We start from the raw sequence: 17,477 nt of genomic DNA, 5'->3' as shown, positions 1-17,477 counted from the left end.
GTCACCGCCCCGACGGTGGAAGCTCACGAAGATCCCTCTTCTTGTCCTGACGGGCGTGCACACGAGAGCCGCAGACCCCGGCCAGTTGCGCTTGCTGCGTCAAGGAGTAGATCAGGGAAGCGATGCACTATGCAAGTAACTGCGGAGCATACCGATCCCAACCTGGGCATTTCTCACTGACATACGGGATATGAGTCCACCCCTTGGAATCCATCACCACCTTGACAGGTGACTTTTTGCTGTGCGAAAGTCATCACCACTTCAATGGGTGACGAGACGGTCATCGCGTCGCCGGAACAGGAGAGGGCTGCGTGAGCCAGGCTGTGGAATACGACTACGTCGTGGTGGGCGCGGGAACGGCCGGCAGTGTGCTGGCCGCGCGCCTGTCCGAGGACGGCGGAGCCCGCGTCCTGCTGCTGGAGGCCGGCGGTTCCGAGGTGCCCGAGGAGATGCCGGTTCCCCCCGCGTGGCCCCGGTTGCCGGGCACGTCGTCCGACTGGGGCGACCGCACGACCGGGCAGGCGCACACCGGGACGCCCGTCGCCCTCGCGCGGGGCCGGGGGCCGGGCGGCTCGTCGGCGATCAACGCCATGGTCTTCACCCGCGGGCACCGCAGCTCCTACGACGCGTGGGCGGCCGGAGGCGCCAAGGGGCTGGCGTCCTACTTCCACCCGGTCGGCACGTGCCGGCTCGGCACCGACGAGGGTGCCGTGGTCGACGAGGAGCTGAGGGTCCGCGGCATCGAGGGGCTGCGCGTCGCCGACGCCTCGGTGATGCCGTCGATCGTCTCCGGGAACACCAACGCGACCGTCTACGCCGTCGCCGAGCGGGCCGCCGAGTTCGTCTCGCGGAAGGGTGCGTGATGACCATGGCCGACCAGGAGAACCTGCCGGAGCGCGGGGCCCCCGTCGCGCGCCGCGCCATGCTCGGCATGCTCGGTGCAGGCGTCGCCGGCGTCGCCGCGGCGCCCTGGCTGCAGCGCGGCTGGGAGAACTTCCTCGGCGCCGCCTCGCAGGCCGACCCCACCGGGCTCACCGGGGTCCTGCCCAACCCGGGCGGCTTCCGCTACTACAGCGTCGTCGGCTCGGTGCCGCGCAAGGACGCGCGGACCTACCGGCTGAAGGTCAACGGTCTGGTGGACCGTCCGCGCACGTACACGCTCGACGACCTGCGCGCGCTCCCGCAGAAGCGGCTCGTGCGCGACGTGCTGTGCACCGACGGCTGGCGGGTGGCGGACACCCCCTTCGAGGGCGTCCTGCTGTCCGACCTGCTGGACGCCGCGGGGGTGCGCCCCGAGGGCAAGGCGATCTACTTCACCTGCTTCGACGGCGTCTACACCGAGAGCCTGACCCTCGACCAGGCCCGCCGCCCCGACATGCTGGTCGCCCTGAAGATGCAGGACAAGCCCGTCAGCCACGAGCACGGCGGCCCCGTCCGGCTCTACGCCGCGCCGATGTACTTCTACAAGTCGGCCAAGTGGCTGTCCGGAATCACCGTGACCGACGAGGTCATCCCCGGCTACTGGGAGGAGTACGGCTATGACGTCGACGGCTGGCTCGACGGGGCCGACCGGCGTGGCGACGCGCAGGCAGCCTGAGCGCTCCGCGCGCGTGCTGCGGTTCACCCGGGCCGAGCGCTGGGTGCACCGGGGCACCGGTCTGCTGATGCTGCTGTGCCTGACGACCGCGGCCTGCCTCTACCTGGGGCCGCTGGCCCAGCTGGTCGGGCGGCGCCATCTGGTCGCGACGGTCCACGAGTGGTCGGGGATCCTGCTGCCGCTGCCCCTCCTGCTCGGGCTCGTCTCGCCGGCCTTCCGCGCCGACCTGCGCAGGCTGAACCGTTTCGCCGCGTACGACAGGCGCTGGCTGCGGGCCGCACGCAAGCGCCTGACCGCGCCGGACCTGCGCCCCGCCGGCAAGTTCAACGCCGGTCAGAAGCTCTACGCGGGCTGGCTCGCCGGGGCCGTGCTGGTCATGACGGCCACCGGGCTGCTGATGTGGTTCACCGGGCTGCTGCCGGCGGTCTCCCGCACCAGCGCCATCTTCGTCCACGACGTCCTGGCCTGGGCGATCGCCCTGGTGGTGATCGGGCACATGCGCAAGGCCTTCCAGGACCCCGAGGCCCGGCTAGGGATGCGCACGGGGTACGTGTCCCTCGGCTGGGCCAGGCGGTGGCACACCCACTGGCTGGCCGAGGACCGCCCGGCGGCGCAGGACACTCGGGATCCCTGAACGTGCGTCCCGCGGCACGCACGCGCACGCCCGGGTGGCCGGGCCCCGTTGCGGGGCCCGGCCACCCGGGCGTGTCGTACGTCTACCCGCCCCGCGCGGCGGACGCCGCCAGGGGAGGCGTGGCCGCCTTCTTGCGCGCGCGGTACGCCGCCGCCTTCACGCGGTTGCCGCAGGGGTCCATGGCGCACCACTCGCGGCGGCTGCCGTGCGAGCGGTCGAGGTAGATCTGAGTGCACTCCGGCCTGCTGCACTCCTTGACCAGCTCGGCGTCCGGGCCGCTCAGGAGCCGCACGGCCTCGCGGGCCAGCGAGGACAGCGCCTGCTGCGGTGTCGCCTCGACCCTGCGCCCCTCCCTGGTGAGCTGCGGGACGGCGGACGGCCCGCGGGCCGTCGCGTTGAGGAGCGCGAGCGCGTCGGCGTCGTAACCCTCCCTGTTCAGGGCGGACCTGACGAGCGAGAAGATCGCCTCACGGAGGGAGACCGCCCGCTCCACGTCGGACGGCTCCGAGAGCACGTCCGCGTCGACGAGCCCCGACTCGCGGAACCAGGCGTCGAGGCTCCCCGGTGTGGTGAGCATCTCCTGGGGGTCCGGGTTGCGTCGGCGCCTCAGGGTTCCCACGAAGTCCAGCACGGGCAGACCGCACTTGAACACATGCATCATGTCACCATTTTGACAGGTGACGAACAAGAGGGCAAGACCCGCGCCCGACCTCGGCACACCTTTCCCGCGGACAGCGGCCGCGCGGCGGCGGCCCGGCGGCTCCGGTCAGGAGGTGGTCGCGGGCGCGGCGGCGAGCATGTCGAGGGAGAGCCGCCACAGGCGTGCCGCGCTCCGCGGGTCCAGGGCATGGGCGGCCACCCCGCGGCGCAGCCCCGGCCGGTGAGGGGCGGCCTCGGCGCAGTCCTCGAAGTACCGGCCGGTGACCCCCGCGACCAGGGGGGACGCCGCGAGCAGCACCGATGTGGCGGCGCCCTGCCCGACGTCCTTCACCGACACCCCGTCACTCCTGCCCGGCTCGAAGGACGCGGGGGCGTCGAGCGCCGACGCGATGTGCCGGGCGAGGTTGGTCTCGGCGATCCGGCCGGGGTTGAGGGCGTTGACGCTGATGCCGTCGCCCGCCCAGCGCGCGGCGGCCTCCACCGCGAACAGCACGTTGGCGGTCTTGGACTGGCTGTAGGCGGCCCAGGCGTCGTAGGGCCGCAGCTCGAAGTTGACGTCGTCGAAGAGGACGTCGCCGTTGACGTGACCGACCGAGGCGACCACGACGACGCGTGCGTCGCCGGCAGCCCTGAGCGCCGGATGCAGGCCGGTGGTCAGCGCGAAGTGGCCGAGGTGGTTGGTGGCGAACTGCAGCTCCCACCCCTCGGGGGTGCGGGTCTCGGGGGACGCCATGACGCCCGCGTTGTCGACGAGGATGTGCAGCGGCCCTTCCCACGCGGCCACGAAGCCGGCGACCGACGACCGGTCGGACAGGTCCAGGGGTGCCGTCAGGACCCGCTCGTTGCCGGTGGTGGCGGTGATGCCTTCGGCGGTCCGCGCGCCGGCGGCGGTGTCGCGTACGGCGAGGGTGACCTCGGCGCCCGCGGCGGCGAGGGCGCGTGCCGTCTCCACGCCGATGCCCGAGGAGCCGCCGGTGACGACGGCCCGCCGCCCGGTGAGGTCCACGCCGGCGACGACCTCCGCCGCGGTGGTCCGCGCTCCGAACGGGGTGGTGACACGTGCGTGCTCGGTCATGCTGTCCGCCTTACTGTGCGCCCCGTCCTGCGGAGCGGGGAATGGGTGTCCGCTCTCCAGGCAAACACCGGTCGGCACAGGTCAGGCGGGTCGAGGCAGGCCCCGCGCAACAGGGGTCCGGCAGTACCTCCCGGGCCGGGCCCGGCCGGCGTCGCGGGGTCGAGAGGGACGGCGGTCACCCCGGCCCGGGGCGGCCGGGATCAGGAGTGGTCGCCCTGGTCGCTCGCCACACGCTGCAGCGCGAGGGTCAGCCCGGCGAGGTCCTGGTCGCCGAAGTGGTCGACGAGGTGGCGCCGCACGCTGGCGAGGTGCGTCGGCCACGCCTGCTCCAGGCGTTCGAACCCGGCGTCCGTCAGCACGGCGTTCCAACCACGGCCGTCCTCGGCGCACTTGACCCGCTCCACCCAGCCGTGCTTCTCCAGCCGGATGACGACGCGGGTCATCCCGCTGAGGGAGAGACTGCAGACGGCGGCGAGTTCGCTCATCCGCATCCCGCGCCCGGGGGTCTCCGACAGGAACATCAGCGGCGTGTACTCGGAGAGCGGCAGCCCCGCCCCCTCGACCATGTCGGCGTCGACGGCACGCGGGAGCTCCAGGAGCACCCGGCTCAGCGCACGCACGAACGCTTCCTCACTCGCGCTGAGAGGCTGCGACTGCTGCTTCGTGGAGGCCATCACCCCACTTTAGCTCCTTGACCGGTCAATGAGACCCGTTGATCGCCATTTCGGTGCGGGCACATGTCTTTGACAGTTGTCGACCGGTCGTCTAGCTTCAAATAGGCGACCGGTCAGTTAGTCCGGTTCGCTCACCCCCCTCGCAACGAAACACAAGGAACGGAGCGCCTCCTGTGGCCACCCCCGTCAAGCTCGCCATCGTCTACTACTCGTCGACCGGCACCATCACCGAGATCGCCAAGGAACTGCACGACGCCGCCGTCAAGGCCGGCGCCGAGGTCCGCCTGGTCAAGACCGCCGAGCTCGCCCCGCAGGCCGCCATCGACACCAACCCGGCCTGGTCCGCCCACCACGCGGCCACCGCGCACGTCCCGCACGCCACGCCCGAGGACATCGAGTGGGCCGACGCCGTCATCCTGGGCACCCCCACCCGCTTCGGCAACGTCTCGGCGCAGCTGAAGCAGTTCATCGACACCCTGGGCGGGCTCTGGGCCGAGGGCAAGCTGATCGACAAGGTCTTCAGCGGCTTCGTCTCCAGCGCCACCTCGCACGCGGGCCAGGAGGCCACGCTGCTGTCCCTCTACACCTCGATCCACCACTTCGGCGGGATCACGGTCACCCCGGGCTTCACCCAGCCGTCCAAGTTCATCGACGGCAACCCCTACGGCACCTCCCACGTGGACGGCCAGGGCAACAACCCCGTGGACGAGGTCACCCGTACCGCGGCCCGCGTCCAGGCCGAGCGGGTCGTCCGGGTCGCCGCGCAGCTCAAGGCCGCCTGACCCCTCCCGGCACCCCACTGGCAGCGGCGCCGCGCGGCCCCACCACCCCTTCACCGGGGGCCGCGCGGCGCCGCACCCACACCCCCACCGAACCCACGAAAAGGGAGATCCTCAGACATGCGCGTCGAGATCTGGACCGACATCGCCTGCCCCTGGTGCTACGTCGGCCGGGCACGCTTCGAGCGGGCCCTCGCCGGCTTCGAGCACCGGGACGGCGTCGAGGTGCTGCACCGCTCGTTCGAGCTCAACCCGGACGCCCGGAACGGCTCGACACCGATCATCGACGCCGTGGCCGCGCAGTACGGGCGCACCCGCGAGCAGCAGGTCGCCCGGGAGGAGCACGCCGCCGCCGAGGCCGGCGCCGAGGGCCTGGGCTTCCGGATCGGCGGCCGCGTGTACGGCAACACCTTCGACGTCCACCGGCTGGCGCACCTGGCCAAGGAGCGCGGCGTCCAGCAGGAGTTCCTCGACATCGCCTTCCGGGTGAACTTCGCGGACGAGCGCTCCGTCTACGACCGGGAGACCCAGCTGGACCTGGCGGTCGAGGCGGGACTGGACCGGGCGGAGGCGGACGCCGTCCTCGCGGACCCCGACGCCTACGCCGGCGACGTCCGGGCCGACGAGCGGCTGGCCGCGGAGCTCGGCGCCGGCGGGGTCCCGTTCTTCGTGCTGGACCGGAAGTACGGCGTGACCGGGCTGCAGTCCGCCGAGATGCTGACCCGCGCCCTGGAGCAGGCGTGGGACAACCACGCCGCGGCCCGGCCCTGACGCCCGGCCCGGGGGGGTCCGGCAGTACCCGTCCGCGGCGCGTTCTCGCCTTGCGGGCGTCGTAACGTGAAAGAGATGGACGCGTACCCGACCGGGGCCGGCACCCGGAACACCGCTCTGGGGGACTTCCTGCGCTCACGCCGCGCGAGGATCTCCCCGGAGCGGGCCGGCCTGGCCCCCAGGCCGACCGCCCGGCGGGTGCCCGGGCTGCGCCGTGAGGAGATCGCCCAGCTGGCCGGCGTCAGCGTGGACTACTACGTGCGCCTGGAGCGCGGGCACCACGTCAACGCCTCCGGGACCGTCCTCGCCGCTCTCGCCCGTGCCCTGTGCCTGACCGACGACGAGCGGGACCATCTGTTCGCGCTGGCCAGGCCGGGACGTCCGGCGGCCCGTCCGCCGGCCCCGCAGCGGGTGCGTCCCGCCGTGCACCGCCTCCTGGAGACGATGACCGACGTGCCCGCGGTGGTCGTGGGGCGCCGCACCGACGTCCTGGCGGCCAACCGGCTCGCCCGCGCGCTCTACACCGACTTCGACGCGCTCCCCCAGCGGCAGCGGAACATGGCCCGCTTCATCTTCCTGGACGAGGCCGCCCGCACCCTCTACGACGACTGGTCGGGCGTGGCACGCACCTCCGTCGCCGCGCTCCGCCTCTACGCCGGCAAGCACCCCCACGACTCCCGGCTCGGCGAACTCGTCGGCGAACTGTCCGCTCGCGACGATGACTTCCGGGCGTGGTGGGACGACCACGACATCAGGCGCCGCACCTACGGGGTCAAGCACTTCCACCATCCCGTGGTCGGTGAACTCACCCTGCAGTACGAGGCGCTGGCCGTCACCGGCGATCCGGACCAGATCCTCGGCGTCTACACCGCGGAGCCCGCGACCGCCTCCGAGCGGGCCCTGCGGAGGCTCGCCGAGTGGGCCGAGGCCACCGGCCCACCGGCCGGACCATCTGACTTTCACACTTAAAGTCAGCTGTTAGCCTGGCCCCGCAGGCCGGTCCGCGCCTGCCCCGAGGGCTGCCGCACCGCCCGGGCCGCCGACGACCGCGCGGCGCCGTCCGGGCAGCGCACGCCCGCAGCAAGGAGGCACGATGCACATCAAGGGGTCGGTCGCCCTGGTGACGGGCGCGAATCGCGGCATCGGCCGCGCCTTCGCGCGCGCGCTCATCACCCACGGCGCGTCCAGGGTCTATGCGGGCGTCCGGGATCCGGAAAGCCTCGTCGACCAGAGCCTGGTCGACGACTGCCTCGTCCCCCTGCGCCTGGACGTCACCAAGCCCGAGGAGATCGCCGCGGCGGCCGCCGCGGCCGGCGACGTCAGCATCGTGATCAACAACGCGGGCACGGGCGGCACCGGCACCCGCCTGCTGGACGGCCCCTTCGACGGCGCGCGCCAGGCGATGGAGGTCAACTACTTCGGCACCTGGGCGGTTTCCCGCGCCTTCGCCCCGGTCCTCGCCGCGAACGGGGGCGGGGCGCTGGTGAACATGCTCTCGCTGGCCTCCTGGGTCGGTCAGCCGCTGATCCCCGGATACGCGGCCTCCAAGGCGGCGGAGTGGTCGCTCACCGACGCCCTCCGGCAGGCGCTGCAGCCGCAGGGGACGCTGGTGATGGGCGTCCACGCGAGCTTCGTGGACACCGAGCTGAGCTCCTGGACGGACGCCCCCAAGATCAGCTCCGCGACGGTGGCGGAGCTGACCATGGACGCGCTGCTCCACGACCGGCCGGAGGTCCTCGCCGACGAGGAGACCCGGCGCGCCAAGTCCGCCCTCTCCCAGTCCCCGAGCGCCACCCCCGGCGCCTGACGCGGCAGGGGCCACGGCACCCCGACACGGCGAAGGCCCCGGACGTCTCCGTCCGGGGCCTTCGCCGTGCACTCGTGCGGTGACCGTCGGGGCCGGTCAGCGGCCGGCGGTCTGGCCGCCGTCCACGGGGAGGGTCACACCCGTCACGAACGGGGCCTTCTCCAGGTAGAGCACCGCCTCGACGATGTCGTCGATCTCCCCCATCCGCCCCACCGGGTGCAGGCCCGCCAGCACCTCGTGGGTCTCCACCGGGTGCATCGGGGTCTTGATGGTGCCCAGCGCCACCGCGTTCGCGCGGATCCCGCGCTCCGCGTACTCGATGGCCAGCGCCCGCGTCGCCGCCTGCAGACCGCCCTTCGTGAGGGACGCCAGCACCGACGTCACCTTCGCGTCCGCCTGGTCACCGAGGCTGCTGGAGATCTGGACGACGTGGCCGCCGCCCTGCTGCAGCATCCGCTCCACCGCCAGCTGCGTGATCCGGAAGAACCCGTCCACGTTCACACCCAGCACCGCGCGGTAGTCCTCCTCGGTGTACTCCGTGAACGGCTTCGCCACGAAGATCCCCGCGTTGTTGACCAGCGTGTCCACCCGGCCGAAGCGCTCCACCGCCGTCGCGATCACCCGCTCCGCCGTCCCGCGCTCCGCGACGTCCCCCCGCACCGTCACCACTCGCGGGTCCGCCGACTCCGCGATGCTGCGCGAGGTGGCCACGACCGCGTACCCCAGCTTCCGGTACCCCTCGACCAGCCCCGCGCCGATGCCCTGCGAGGCACCCGTGACGACCGCGACCTTCTGACCCTGAACGCTCATGGTGTTCCTTACTCCGTGGGGGGATGTCCTGGGAATCCGGCACTAGACGACCGGTCATTCAAAAAGTAGACGACCGGTCGGCAACTGTCAAAGACCCCGGGCACCGGCGGACGCGACCCCGCCGGGCACCGCCTCCCCGGCACCCGGCGGGTCCATGCGGTGCGGGAACCCGACACGCAGCACGAACGCCACCGCGGCGGCGGCCAGGACGACGAGTGCCGCCAGGACCAGCGCCTGCCGGTAGCCGTGGCGCAGCAGGGGCTCCACGGCAAGCGGGCCGAGGATCTGGCCCACCGAGTACCCGGCGGTCAGCAGGGCGACCGCGCGCGGGAACCGCAGATGCGTCCCGGCCGCGAGGGCCAGCGTGCTCACACCGATGAAGGTGGCGCCGAAGAGGAGCGCCGAGACCAGCGCCGCGGCCGGCCCTTCGACCAGGGCGGGCAGGGCGATCCCGGCGGCCTGCACGACCAGCGCGGCGAGCAGTACGTCCGGCCGCGACCAGCGCCGCCCCAGCCCCGCCCACAGCGCGGCGGAGGGAACAGCCGCCACCCCGGCCAGCACCCAGGCGCCGGTGCCGAGCCGGCCGGGTGAGCCCTGGTCGATCGCGGCGACCAGGAAGGTGCCGGCGATGATGTAGCCGACGCCTTCCAGCGTGTACGAGGCGAACAGGGCGCCGAACCAGCGGTGCGTGCGCGGCGCCGTACGCACCCGCACCCCGGGATCCGGCGCGGCCGCGGGGGCCGGCGCGGACTCGGTCCGCATCGTCCACGCCGGCACCGAGAGCAGCGCGGCAAGGGCGGCGGAGGCCCACCACGCGGCCCGCCAGTCGGCGAGACCGCGCAGGACGAGGACGAGCAGTCCGGACAGGGCGATCCCGGCGCCGACCCCGCCGAAGCCCCAGCCGGGCAGGTGCGCGGGGTGCTCGCGCAGTCGCCCGAGGAGCGCGCTGACGGCGATGACGAAGACCGTCGCGCTCACCGCGCCCGCGACCAGTCGCAGCACCAGCCACACCGCGGTCGTACGGGTGAGCGGCATGGCGGCGAGGCTCGCGACGAGCAGCAGCAGTGAACCGCGCAGGACGGCGGCGGAGCGCGTCAGCCGGGGAAGGAAGGTCCCGGCCAGCGCGCCGACGAGGTAGCCGACGTAGTTGGCGGTGGCCAGGTGCGCGCCGGCCCCGGCGGTCAGGCGCGCCTGAGCGTGCATCAGGGGGAGGATCGGGGTGTACACGAAGCGCCCGACCCCCATCGCCGCCGCCAGCGCGGCCGCGACCCGCAGTACGTGGCCCCAGGGCGGGCCCGGGAGGCCGCCGGGTGCGACGGACGGACGCTGGATTGATTCGCTCATGACATCTTCCTCGACGGGCGGGTTCCGGGGCGGGACGGACACGGCCCCCCGCCGGGACCGTGTCCGGTCGGCGGGGAGCCGTGTGGGTGCCGTGTGCGGCGGGGCGCGCTCGGTCAGGCGGCGGCGTCCGCATCACCCGGGTCGTTGGGGTGCGACTGCACCGCGGTGACGACCGCGGACATCCACGGCCACAGCGGCAGCGTGCCGAGGACCTTCTCGTACAGCCCGGCCTCGTCGTCGGCGCGCCACAGCCCGATGCTGCGCAGTTCGCCCACCGGGCGCCACAGCCGGACGAGGTGCCCGCCGGCGGCCAGTTCACCGGCCCGGACGGCCTCGGCCGCACGACGCCGGTCGACCTCGGCCGGGTCGGTGCCCTCGGGGACGGTGGTGGTCAGCTCGACCAGGAACTCCTTCACGGTGTTGCCTCTCATAGAACCTGGAAAACAGCCGGAACGTTCTTCGGGCGGCCGGACGGACGGCCGGGCCGGCGACGTGACACCGGTCCCGCCTGCCCCCACCCTGCGCCCGCGGGCCGGGGCGCCGCCACGACCGGTTGCCTCCCTGCTGGGAGGCACAACCTCGCAACGGGCCCCGCCCGCACGGCGGGTGACGTCCGGTCTCAGTGGTCGGTGACGATCCGGGAGACGTGGTAGGCGCGGATCAGCCAGTCGTCACCCTCGCGCAGCAGGACCAGCGAGAGATGCACGGGGGCCGTCCAGCCCTCCGCGCCCCGGAAGACGACGTCGGCGAAGCCGCCGGCCACTTCGTCGCCGATGCGGTAGCCCTGGATCTTCCCCACGTCCGCCCAGCGGTCCTCCGTCACGGCCTCGTAGTAGGCGCGCACCGCGTCGCGGCCCGCCGTGACCTCGGGCCCGAAGCCCTGGAACAGGGCGTCGGCGGTGAACAACCCGGCCATCTCGTCCGGCCGGTGGCCGTCGAAGGCGGCCTTCCAGCGGGACACCACCTCGCGCATCGGGCCGTTCGTCGTGTCCGTCGGATCAACGCTCATGTCGGTTCTCCTCTGTGCTCAAAGGTAGGAAGGGCGGCGCCCGCCCGCGTGCGGAGGGCGGCCGGATCGGGGACGATCGATAGTAGTCGACCGGTCAAATAAAAATAGTTGGGCGGTCGTATACTGGCAAGCGCGGGCCGTCCGGTGACGCCGGCGAGCGGCCCCCGGCCGACACGGCCCGACCCCTGCCCCACCCCGCGAACGAGCGTCGCCACTCCGCAGGAGGAACACTCACATCATGGTCTCGCCACTGGTCGCACTCGGGGTGGACACCCCGGTCCTCGCCGCGCCGATGGCCGGCGGTCCCACCACTCCCGCACTGGTCACCGCGGCCGCCCGGGCCGGCGGTCTGGGTTTCGTGCCCGGCGGGTACCGCACCACCGCGGCGCTGGCCGAGCAGATCGCCGCCGTCCGGTCCGCGGGGGTGCCCTTCGGCGTCAACCTCTTCGCGCCCAATCCCGTCCCGGTCGACCCCGACGCCTTCCGGCGCTACGCCCACGCCATCGCGCCCGACGCCGGGATCCACGGCGTCGACACACCGGCCGCGGAGCTCGTCGAGGACGACGACCACTGGGCGGACAAGGTCGCCCTGCTGCTCTCCGACCCGGTGCCGGTGGTGAGCTTCACCTTCGGCATCCCGCAGGCCTCGGTCGTCTCGGGGCTGCGAGCCGCGGGCAGCCTGGTCGTGCAGACCGTCACCTCGGCCGCGGAGGCCCGGGCGGCCGCGGAGGCGGGCGCCGACGTGCTGGCGGTCCAGGCGTCCGCCGCGGGCGGTCACTCCGGCACCCTCACCCCGCAGCACACACCGGCGGCGGTCCCCCTGGAGGACCTGCTCGGCGAGGTGCGCGCGGCCGTACCCCTGCCGCTCGTCGCCGCCGGCGGCCTGGCGACCCCCGCCGCCGTGGCCGGTGCGCTGCGCGCCGGAGCCGACGCGGTCATGGTCGGCACCGTCCTGACGCGCGCCGAAGAGGCCGGCACCTCCGCTCCGCACAGGGCGGCGCTGGCCGACCCGGCACGCACCGGGACGGTGGTGACCCGGGCGTTCACGGGACGCCCGGCGCGGGCGCTGCGCAACGAGTTCACCGACCGCCACACCGACGCGGCACCGGCCGGCTACCCGGCCCTGCACCATCTGACCGGCCCGATGCGCAGGGCGGCGGCCGCCGCCGGCGACCAGGAGCGGATCCACCTGTGGGCCGGCACCGGCCACCGTCACGCGACCGAGGAACCCGCGGAGCGGATCCTGCGGCGGCTGGCCTCCGGGATCTGATCCGGACGCGTACGGGCGGGCCGCACACGCCGGCCCGCCCCCTACGGGCCGTCAGCGCAGAGCGACGCCGAGCAGGACCTCCAGCTGCGCGATCGTCTCCTCGGGGTCCTTGGCGTGGACGCCGGCGAGCCCCAACTCGGCGGCCGGTGCGAGGTACTGCTCGGTGTCGTCCACGAACACGCAGGCCTCGGCGGGCAGACCGAGCTCCTTCAGTGCCAGTTCGAAGATGGCGGGCTCCGGCTTGCGCATCCCGTGGTGCTCGGAGATGACCACCGCGTCGTAGGAACCCTCCAGGTCGTAGCCCTCGTAGAGGTCCCACGGCGCGAAGCCGACGGAGTTGGACAGGATCCCCACGCGCACCCCGGCGCGCCGGGCGGCGGCCGCGGCGTCGATCAGGGCCGTCTCGGGCCGCAGGTCGGCGAAGATCCGGCCCATGAGGTTGTCGGGCGCCACGCCGAGGCTGCGGGCCGCCGCGGCGTTCCACTCCTCCTGGGTGATCGCGCCGCGTTCGAGGTCGTGCGTGCGCCGGGTGCCCTCCTCGTCGAGGTAGAGCGCGGTGATGCAGGCGCCCTCGGCCAGCCCCTCGCGCCGCTCGAAGGCGAGTACGGCGGGCAGCAGGGGCGTGGTGAGGACACCGCCGAAGTCGAGGATCAGGCCGGTGCGATGGGACATGGCGGAACTCCAGCGGTAGCGACGAGGACGCGTGCCACCGCGATGCGGGCGCGGCAGCCGCGTGGTGGGCCGTCCGCCGGCGACGCTGCCGCACGGGGCCCGAGGAGGCCGGCCCGAGACGGCAGCCGCGCGGGCGGCACGCGCGGGGCACGACCGGACGCCATCCTGCCACCCCCTTCCGCGGCCCGACCTGCCGCCCCTCCCCGGACCGGCGACGATTCCGCGACCCACCCGCCCATCCGTCACCACCTTGACCGGTGACGCTTGCGCGTGCAAGGGTTGCCGACGGGAGAATCCCCGGAACGTGAAAGAAGGTTGGGAATGATCGACAGGCGGAGCTTCGGCAAGGTTTTCGGCGCGGGCGCGGCCGCGGCGTCGCTCGCGGGGCTGTCGGGCCTCGCGTCACCACCCGCTTCGGCGGCGGCGCACGGGCCGGGGCCGGGGCCCGGCACCGGGGGAACGGCTCCGGTCCGCGGTCCGTACACCTCCCTCGGCGCGCTCAAGCAGGTCGACGCCGGCGTCCTGAACATCGGTTACGCCGAGTCCGGCCCCGCCGACGGCCCCGTGGTGATACTCCTGCACGGCTGGCCGTACGACATCCACAGCTACGTCGACGTCGCGCCCCTGCTGGCGGCCGAGGGCTACCGCGTCATCGTCCCGCACCTGCGCGGCCACGGCACGACGCGCTTCCTGTCGCCGCGGGCGTTCCGCAACGCCCAGCAGTCGGTGGTGGCGCTCGACGTCATCGCCCTGATGAACGCCCTGCGGATCGAGAAGGCCGTGCTGGCCGGCTACGACTGGGGGTCGCGGACCGCCGACATCATCGCCGCCGTCTGGCCGGAGCGCTGCAAGGCCCTGGTCTCCGTCACCGGCTACCTGATCACCAACCGGGACGCGAACAAGCAGCCGCTGCCGCCGAAGGCCGAGTGGGCGTGGTGGTACCAGTACTACTTCGCCACCGAGCGGGGCCGCCTCGGCCTGGAGGAGAACCGGCACGACCTCGCCCGTCTGGTCTGGGAGTTCAACTCCCCCACGTGGGAGTTCGACGACGCCACGTTCCGCCGCACCGCGGCGTCCTTCGAGAACCCGGACTACGTCGCCATCGTGCTCCACAACTACCGCTGGCGGCTCGGCCTCGCGAAGGGCGATCCGCGCCACGACCGCCTGGAGCGGCGGCTCGCCGCGGGCCCGATGATCGGGGTGCCCACCATCACCCTCGACGGTGAGGACGATCCGTTCACCCCGGCCGGGGAGGGAGCCGCCTACCGCGCCAAGTTCTCGGGCAGGTACGCCCACCGGACGCTGAGGGGCATCGGCCACAACGTGCCCCAGGAGGCACCGGAGGCGTTCGCGGCGGCCGTCGTCGACGTCGACTCCTTCTGAGCCGGGCCGGCGGACGCCGGCTTCCCCGCACGCCGGCGACGCCGACCTGAGCATCGGTGGCGGGGACCGGATCGGGGCGGATCGAGGGCACGGCACCATCACTGGTGCCGTGCCCTCGATCCGCCCCGTTCCGTCGTCCGCGCGCCGTCCGCGCGCCACCGCCCCCGGCCGTGTCACGGCCGGGGGCGGTGGCGGTACGGCAGGCCGACGGCCGGCCGGTCAGCCGAAGGTGAAGGAGTAGGCGCTGAGCCCGGGCGAGAGCTTCAGCGTCAGGACACCCTGGCGGGCCGAACTCCCGCTCACCACACGGCGGATACCGGGGGCGCCGGAGACAGGGAGGGTGGTGGTGCGCCCGTCCAGGGTCGCGGTGACCGTTCCGGTGCCACCGACGTCGAGGTAGACGTCGCGGGCGAAGAAGTCCAGCGTGATCCCGGCGTTCCGCCCGCTGGTGACCGCTTCCGCGCCCGCCTGCCAGGTCCCGGTCAGGGCGGCCTGGCCGGGAAGGAGCGCCTCCGGGCGGGCGAACTCACCGGTGCCCGTGGTCACGGGTCCGTTCACCACGGCGGCACTGCGGCCCGCCCCCAGCGGGATCTCCGGGGTCTGCCTCTGGTCCGTCGGGGTGTCGTCGGGGACGTCCGTGGGCGGCGGCAGTGCGACGCCGGGGCGGGCGTCGGCGAGCAGGCGCCGGATCAGCGACTCGGTGCCGCCGTAGCCGCCCTCGCCGACGGCGACGTGTCGGACCGTGCCGCGGGCGTCGATCAGGTACTGGGTGGGCCAGGCCTGGTTGCCGAAGTTGTCCCAGGTCGCGTAGTCGTTGTCCAGCGCCACCGGGTAGTCGACACCGAGCCGCCGGGCGCCCGCCGCGATGTTGCCGGGGACGCGCTCGAAGGCGTACTCGGGCGTGTGCACGCCGATGACCACGAGGCCGTCGGACCGGTAGTTCTCGTACCAGGCGCCGACGTGCTCGATGGCCCGCTGGCAGTTGATGCAGGAGTAGGCCCAGAAGTCGACGAGGACGACCTTGCCGGCCAGTGACTTCTTCGTCAGCGGCGCGTCGCCCGGCGTGTTGAGCCACTGCTGGATTCCCGATATCTCCGGCGCCGCGCCGCAGTCCAGGAGGACGGCCTCGGGTTCCTCCGCGCAGGAGCGCAACTCCCGCGAGCCGGAGGTGCCGTGCCCGCCCGGGAGGCCGGGGCCGGCGATCGCGTCGTTGACGCGGGAGGTGTAGTCGGGGACGGCACGCTGCACGACGTCGGTGAGGTTGAAGGTGAGGCCGAAGGCGAGCACGACGAAGGTCAGTCCGGCGGCGAACCGCACCCCGCGCTGCCGTTCGCGGAACGCGCGCACCCGCTCGCCCACCCTCCGGCCGGCCAGCGCGAAGAAGAGCAGCGGAATCGCGGTGCCGACCGCGAAGGCGACGGCGAGCACGACCGTCCCCGGGCCGATCCGGTGGGTGGCGCCGGCGACGGCGATCGCGGCGAGCACGGGACCGGCGCAGGGCACGTACACCGTCCCGAGGACGAGTCCCAGCAGGAACCCGCCGCGGCCGCCCCCGACGCGCCGCTGCCCGATCCGCGCGAACGGGCGCTCCAGCAGGTCCTGCACGGCCGGGAACATCATGGCCACGCCCAGCAGGAGCAGCACCCCGAGCCCCACCCACCGCAGGATGTCCGGCGGCACCGGCAGGGCGCCGAGCACGAGGGTGCCGAACAGCGTGATGAGGCTGAAGCTGACGACCAGTCCGGCCATCACCGCGTACGGCCGGCTTCTGCGCGCCGGTTCCGCCCCCTTCCCGGACGCCGGGACCCCGCCCGAGAGGAAGACCAGGGGCAGTACGGGGAGCACACACGGGGAGACGGCGGTGACGAATCCGCCGACCAGCCCGATGAGCAGCAGGGTGAGCAAGACGACCTCCGGACAGGGCTCTCACGAACGGCCCCGGGGGAACGGCGGGCGCCGGAAGCCTGGGCCCCGGCACGACGCGGACGGACGGTGCCGCCTCGGTGGGCGGCGGCGGGCACGGCCTCAGACGGCGGTGGCCCCGGCGTTCACCGGGACGGCGAGCGCCGTGGAGCAGGGGCGGATCGGGTGGGCGGCCGCGCCCGGGCAGCACGGCGCCGATCCCCCGGCCGGCGACTGCTCCGGACCGGTCGCCCGGCCGTCGCGGCGCTCTCCGGCGGCGGTGACGACCGCGATGTGGTTCGTCTCGGTCACGATCGGCCTTTCTCGCATGTCCCGGGCACGGCCCGGAACATCACCTGTCCGGATGGTGACGACTGTGACAGAGCCATTCATCACCTGTCAAACAGGTGACGCATCACTCCAGACGTCGACCACCCCTGCTACATATGAGACGAATCACCCCCTTGACAGGTGACAGCCTGGGGGACATCGTCGACGGAAACGACACCCCGCCCGCGGAGGAGACGACGCGATGCCACCCACGCAACACAAGACGCCCGATGCCGCCGCGACTGCGCGCAGGGCCCGGTTCGGCAAGCTCCCGGAGCGCATCCGGCCCGACCAGATGGTCCAGGAGACCCCGGCCACGGCACCCGACCCGGCCCGGCGCGTGTACAGCGCCGACGAGTGGCTCGTCCGCTACTGCCTGTGAACCGCGCCGGTCCCGCCGGCCGAGAAGACGGAGGCCTTCCCATGCGTGTCCCCAAGCCCCTCCTGGCAGCGTCCCTGATGGTGCTCGCGGCAGCCGTGAGCGCGGCCTGCTTCGCCCAGGTCGTCTGACCCACCCCGCCCCCGATACCCCCCACCGGCCCGTCCCGACCACCGTCGGGGCGGGCCGGTGCCGTCACGCCCGGGACGCGTCCGGGCGCGCCGGTGGCGCTTGACGCATTTGAGACGACCGGTCATATTGGTCTTCCGGCGCAGGTCCACCCGTCGCTCCGGCGCGACGCGTGCGGCCTGCGCCGCGGCCGGCGCCGCCGCCGCTGTGGCGTCCCGCCCGGCCACCCCCAACCCCACCGGTCGACCCATC

General features: G+C 73.5%; 20 protein-coding genes. 10 read left to right on the top strand and 10 right to left on the bottom strand.

The features are described 5' to 3' along the window. Positions 1–323: 323 nt before the first annotated feature. Genes CHF15_RS16155 through CHF15_RS16145 form a run of 3 tightly spaced genes read left to right on the top strand, consistent with a single transcriptional unit; the run spans position 324 to position 2,231 of the window. Entirely contained in the window at positions 324–863 is a 540-nt protein-coding gene (locus tag CHF15_RS16155) for a GMC oxidoreductase (protein WP_245938893.1), read from the top strand. Further along, complete coding sequence (locus CHF15_RS16150) at positions 863–1,597, top strand: molybdopterin-dependent oxidoreductase (RefSeq protein ID WP_179279820.1); 735 nt, start codon at positions 863–865, stop codon at positions 1,595–1,597. The genes CHF15_RS16155 and CHF15_RS16150 overlap by 1 nt, the downstream gene beginning before the upstream one ends. Continuing rightward, positions 1,539–2,231 carry a cytochrome b/b6 domain-containing protein gene (locus CHF15_RS16145; RefSeq protein ID WP_179279819.1) on the top strand — a complete coding sequence of 231 codons (693 nt, stop codon included), beginning with the start codon at positions 1,539–1,541 and terminating at the stop codon, positions 2,229–2,231. The genes CHF15_RS16150 and CHF15_RS16145 overlap by 59 nt, the downstream gene beginning before the upstream one ends. Positions 2,232–2,313: 82 nt before the next feature. Here CHF15_RS16145 and CHF15_RS16140 read toward each other — a convergent pair whose 3' ends face one another. The 3 genes from CHF15_RS16140 to CHF15_RS16130 form a co-directional block, all read right to left on the bottom strand. Beyond that, entirely contained in the window at positions 2,314–2,889 is a 576-nt protein-coding gene (locus tag CHF15_RS16140; RefSeq protein WP_089224850.1) for a CGNR zinc finger domain-containing protein, read from the bottom strand. A gap of 108 nt (positions 2,890–2,997) precedes the next feature. Beyond that, entirely contained in the window at positions 2,998–3,966 is a 969-nt protein-coding gene (locus CHF15_RS16135) for an SDR family NAD(P)-dependent oxidoreductase (protein WP_089224506.1), read from the bottom strand. Positions 3,967–4,166: 200 nt separating this feature from the next. Then, on the bottom strand, positions 4,167–4,640 hold the full coding sequence (locus tag CHF15_RS16130; protein WP_089224505.1) for a MarR family winged helix-turn-helix transcriptional regulator: 474 nt from the start codon (positions 4,638–4,640) through the stop codon (positions 4,167–4,169). Positions 4,641–4,813: 173 nt separating this feature from the next. Here CHF15_RS16130 and wrbA point away from each other — a divergent pair, with 173 nt between their 5' ends. The 4 genes from wrbA to CHF15_RS16110 all read left to right on the top strand — a co-directional run bounded on the left by wrbA (position 4,814) and on the right by CHF15_RS16110 (position 7,997). Beyond that, on the top strand, positions 4,814–5,422 hold the full coding sequence (gene wrbA, locus CHF15_RS16125; RefSeq protein ID WP_089224504.1) for an NAD(P)H:quinone oxidoreductase: 609 nt from the start codon (positions 4,814–4,816) through the stop codon (positions 5,420–5,422). Between the two features lie 117 nt (positions 5,423–5,539). Beyond that, positions 5,540–6,190: a DsbA family oxidoreductase gene (locus CHF15_RS16120; protein ID WP_089224503.1), complete on the top strand. Its 651-nt coding sequence runs from the start codon at positions 5,540–5,542 to the stop codon at positions 6,188–6,190. 75 nt (positions 6,191–6,265) lie between these two features. Further along, on the top strand, positions 6,266–7,159 hold the full coding sequence (locus tag CHF15_RS16115; protein ID WP_089224502.1) for a helix-turn-helix transcriptional regulator: 894 nt from the start codon (positions 6,266–6,268) through the stop codon (positions 7,157–7,159). Positions 7,160–7,283: 124 nt separating this feature from the next. Continuing rightward, complete coding sequence (locus CHF15_RS16110; RefSeq protein WP_089224501.1) at positions 7,284–7,997, top strand: SDR family oxidoreductase; 714 nt, start codon at positions 7,284–7,286, stop codon at positions 7,995–7,997. Between the two features lie 96 nt (positions 7,998–8,093). Here CHF15_RS16110 and CHF15_RS16105 read toward each other — a convergent pair whose 3' ends face one another. From CHF15_RS16105 to CHF15_RS16090, 4 genes are all read right to left on the bottom strand, one after another. Next, positions 8,094–8,807, bottom strand: coding sequence for an SDR family NAD(P)-dependent oxidoreductase (locus tag CHF15_RS16105; RefSeq protein WP_089224500.1), 714 nt, complete (start codon positions 8,805–8,807; stop codon positions 8,094–8,096). Positions 8,808–8,894: 87 nt separating this feature from the next. After that, positions 8,895–10,151, bottom strand: a complete 1,257-nt coding sequence (locus CHF15_RS16100; RefSeq protein ID WP_089224499.1) for a YbfB/YjiJ family MFS transporter — start codon at positions 10,149–10,151, stop codon at positions 8,895–8,897. A gap of 113 nt (positions 10,152–10,264) precedes the next feature. Then, on the bottom strand, positions 10,265–10,567 hold the full coding sequence (locus tag CHF15_RS16095) for a muconolactone Delta-isomerase family protein (RefSeq protein ID WP_089224498.1): 303 nt from the start codon (positions 10,565–10,567) through the stop codon (positions 10,265–10,267). Between the two features lie 203 nt (positions 10,568–10,770). Next, positions 10,771–11,160 carry an SgcJ/EcaC family oxidoreductase gene (locus tag CHF15_RS16090; RefSeq protein ID WP_089224497.1) on the bottom strand — a complete coding sequence of 130 codons (390 nt, stop codon included), beginning with the start codon at positions 11,158–11,160 and terminating at the stop codon, positions 10,771–10,773. Positions 11,161–11,398: 238 nt separating this feature from the next. Between CHF15_RS16090 and CHF15_RS16085 the strand changes: the two genes are divergently transcribed. After that, the gene (locus CHF15_RS16085) at positions 11,399–12,430 is read left to right on the top strand and encodes an NAD(P)H-dependent flavin oxidoreductase (RefSeq protein ID WP_089224496.1); all 1,032 of its coding nucleotides are present in this window, start codon (positions 11,399–11,401) and stop codon (positions 12,428–12,430) included. Positions 12,431–12,481: 51 nt separating this feature from the next. Here the strand turns inward: CHF15_RS16085 and CHF15_RS16080 are convergent, their stop codons facing one another. Then, a complete protein-coding gene (locus tag CHF15_RS16080; protein ID WP_089224495.1) occupies positions 12,482–13,102 on the bottom strand; it encodes an HAD-IA family hydrolase in 621 nt (206 codons plus the stop codon). A 321-nt stretch (positions 13,103–13,423) separates the two neighbouring features. Between CHF15_RS16080 and CHF15_RS16075 the strand changes: the two genes are divergently transcribed. Further along, positions 13,424–14,485 (top strand): alpha/beta fold hydrolase, encoded by a 1,062-nt coding sequence (locus tag CHF15_RS16075; protein WP_089224494.1) that lies wholly within the window; start codon positions 13,424–13,426, stop codon positions 14,483–14,485. A 219-nt stretch (positions 14,486–14,704) separates the two neighbouring features. Here the strand turns inward: CHF15_RS16075 and CHF15_RS16070 are convergent, their stop codons facing one another. Further along, the gene (locus CHF15_RS16070; RefSeq protein WP_089224493.1) at positions 14,705–16,390 is read right to left on the bottom strand and encodes a cytochrome c biogenesis protein DipZ; all 1,686 of its coding nucleotides are present in this window, start codon (positions 16,388–16,390) and stop codon (positions 14,705–14,707) included. 120 nt (positions 16,391–16,510) lie between these two features. Next, positions 16,511–16,699, bottom strand: coding sequence for a hypothetical protein (locus CHF15_RS16065; protein WP_089224492.1), 189 nt, complete (start codon positions 16,697–16,699; stop codon positions 16,511–16,513). A 220-nt stretch (positions 16,700–16,919) separates the two neighbouring features. Between CHF15_RS16065 and CHF15_RS16060 the strand changes: the two genes are divergently transcribed. Then, positions 16,920–17,099 carry a hypothetical protein gene (locus tag CHF15_RS16060; protein WP_089224491.1) on the top strand — a complete coding sequence of 60 codons (180 nt, stop codon included), beginning with the start codon at positions 16,920–16,922 and terminating at the stop codon, positions 17,097–17,099. The last annotated feature ends 378 nt before the right edge of the window (positions 17,100–17,477 follow it).

This window comes from Actinacidiphila glaucinigra (genome assembly GCF_900188405.1).
GTDB lineage: Bacteria > Actinomycetota > Actinomycetes > Streptomycetales > Streptomycetaceae > Actinacidiphila > Actinacidiphila glaucinigra.
Note: the sequence above shows the minus strand (reverse complement) of the source record. Positions and strands in the feature narration are given on the sequence as shown.